The organism is Pedobacter sp. Bi27 (assembly GCF_918698255.1).
In the GTDB taxonomy this organism is placed as follows: domain Bacteria; phylum Bacteroidota; class Bacteroidia; order Sphingobacteriales; family Sphingobacteriaceae; genus Pedobacter.
This window is the reverse complement of record NZ_CAKKMW010000019.1, coordinates 1-2,982: the sequence shown is the minus strand read 5'-3', so window position 1 is coordinate 2,982 and position 2,982 is coordinate 1. Positions and strand designations below refer to the sequence as shown.

Below are 2,982 nucleotides of genomic sequence, written 5' to 3'. Positions count from 1 at the left end.
AAAATCACATGTTTTTTTTAGGAGAAACGATATGTTTCTCCTTGGAAATATTGCTGGAAATTAAACTCATGTATCTTTTTTGATTGTATATAAATATACTAAAAAAAACTATCTCAAAATCCAAAAAACCTTAACTTAATAGCATTGGAGACGCTAAGACCAGAAAAGGGGACTACCACAATTAAAAAAAAATAATACTTTTTCATTTATTGATTCGTTTTTTCTTTGACCCTTGCTTAAACTTGAACTCTTGCAGAAATAACAAAGCCCAACATTTCTGCTAGGCTTTGGGTATATATTGATACGAGCGACACGCTCGCACCAGCGTGGGTGTTCCCTGCAGATAGCCCGAAATCATCAGGGCATTATTCTTCGCCATTAATCGACTCGAAGCCCTCGCCAAAAAGAGGAAACCAGGGTTTAGCCTGGAGTGTAGAAGAAGATGCATTGCTGGCACAACGTTTCAACGATGGCGCTAAGATTACCCAGCTCGCCAAACTACATTCCCGCACCTATGGAGCAATTAAAGCAAGGCTCCTTAAACTAGAACTCCTACAGAAATAACAAAGCCTGGCAAGCTTTTAAACTGCCAGGCTTTGGATATTATATTGATACGAGCGACACGCTCGCACCAGCGTGGGCAGATTACTGATTCATTTTGATTTAGAATAACAAAGCCCAACATTTCTGCTAGGCTTTGCCACAATTTTACTTATTGAAAGATAAGTTAGCTTGTTAAAAATCCATACAGAAAAGCGGAAAACACGGTCATGCCTATTATTGACAAACTATATATTAAAGCATATTTATAGTTGTAATTTTTATATTTATTTACGATATCTTGATATCTGTTTTTATAAAAAATCAATAAATAATTGGCTATAATAAAAGGTAAAACGAACACTATTACAAATCCTAAAAAGTCATTCAAGATATCTCCTGGGAACAACCTGATTTTTGGCATTTCGATTATAAGTATATTAAAAAATTTCAACCATAGGAGTAAAATCCAAAAGTTAAGCGCAAAGATGAAACTCAAATATAAAAGCAATGTTATTTTCCAATCTTTTCGTTTTGGATTATTTCTTTTAAAACTCAAAATTGCATCAGCCCAAATCAAATAAAACAATTTCATATGCTACTACTTAAACCATTTAGTGTGATCAGTTCCATACCATTTACTTGGGCCATAATTTTGTCCTAAACTAAAGGAAACATCCCATAATAATCTAGAAGCCCCATAAAGTGCCGCCGCCTCGCCAACAACAGGTATCCAAGCACTTGCCGCCGCTCCTCCAAAGTACCCTGCTGCGCTTGCTGTTAATCCAGCGGCTCCAACCGCAACATCTGGATAAGTCATGAGGGTTTGTTTACCGTTATAAATTTGATAAACACCATAGCCTACACCTACAGCACCAGATGCAGTAGATAAATTGGTTCCAAACTTCGACAAACTATAAGTTGTAATTTGGGCAACACTGCCTCCACCCCAACCATTCCAATATATTCTTGGGCTAAATCCAGAGCCATTGTATAAACCATTAGTCATCCTAAAACTAGCGTTTGATTTAGACAACAAATCACCACCAGCACCCATAATGCCAATCCCGGTCGCCATTCCATCTATATTTGCTCCATTTGGGTCATAAACGCCTCTATCAAATGACAAGCTGCCTAAACCTAAACCAATCTTAGTTGAACGATATTCTACTTGCATACCGCTAGTAAGCTCAGATGAAGATATTTCTTTATTGTTACCATTTTGGTCTGCCTGGATAAATTTATCATCTTTATTTGTTTGAACAACATAGTCTAGTTTTCCATCTACATCAAAGTGGTAATCATCAAATGGCATCATTCCATCCGGATCTACAAACCTTATCGGGTTGTTGAAACCATAATTATAGGGTGAATGTCTCCGCATCTTCTCTGCCAGTGGATCAATCACATTCCAACGTCCAATTACAGGGTCATAAAACCTAGCGCCGTAATCATACTGCGCTAACTCTTCCTGCAACTCTTTGCCATTGTAAAGATACTTGTTAAGCCCCGCTTTTGCAACCGGTTCTTTTCTTAAACCAAAGGCATAATAATCGTCGCGCTGAAGCACCTCCAATAAATTTGTGTTAGGATTTTTATAGAAAGTAGCCCTCACATTGCCTAAATGATCGCTCAGGTTATATTCGTAGCTGTAACTTCCTGCGCTATTGCGCGCAATCCCCTCTTCTGTCTGGATAAAATCTATATTCCCATTGGTGTACTGGATGCCCCCAACATAATCGGTTGTGATACCACCACTCTGTTTTTTCAGCTTTTCTCCTGCTGCACTGTAGGTATAATTCAGATTCTGGTTCCCGCTTACTGTTTGTGGCAGGTTGAGGAAATTATAACCTAAAGTAATATTCTTTTGACTGTCACTCTTCAGGTTGCCGTTGGCATCATAATCATAATTGCTATTGGTAAAACCGCTGATCGTTTTAAGCCTGTTGCCTTCGTAAACCGTATAACTGTTCGTACCAAAATTATCTCGGGTCAAACTGCTGATATTGCCCATTACATCATAAGCAATGGCCTCGCCCAGGCTGTTGCCTGCTGTAGAATTTGTCAGTCTGTTCAGCATGTCGTAGGCATAGCTGAAAGCATTTGATGCACCGTTGGTATAACTCTGACCGGAAATATTGCCATTGAACTGTGGTAAAGTGCCATCGTTATATTTTAGCTCCATGCTGAACTGATCGGATGTACTGTTCTTCATCCAGCCGCGCTCGTTATAGGCAAAAGTGGTCGCCTGGGTATCGTTATGCAGGTTCTTTTTGCTCAGTTGCCCGATCTCGTTGTATTCCAGGTGGTTCAGTGCCACCTCTCCCTGGCTGTTGATGTTTTCAAAAGTAGCGATTTTACGGCCCATATGGTCGTATTCGTAACGGTTGCCTATTGTTGTTGCCGTTCCGTTTGCGGTATGCGTGCGGGTACTCGCGGTAA

At 39.6% G+C, this 2,982-nt stretch carries 2 protein-coding genes; one reads left to right on the top strand and one right to left on the bottom strand.

Annotated features, from left to right (window positions below):
• The first annotated feature begins 330 nt into the window (after positions 1-330).
• Entirely contained in the window at positions 331-564 is a 234-nt protein-coding gene (locus LQ227_RS25535; RefSeq protein ID WP_230146574.1) for a hypothetical protein, read from the top strand.
• A 577-nt stretch (positions 565-1,141) separates the two neighbouring features.
• On the opposite strand, the gene LQ227_RS25530 is transcribed toward LQ227_RS25535, so the two are convergent.
• Positions 1,142-2,982: RHS repeat domain-containing protein (locus tag LQ227_RS25530; protein WP_230151937.1), on the bottom strand; the 1,841-nt coding region annotated here is incomplete at its 5' end.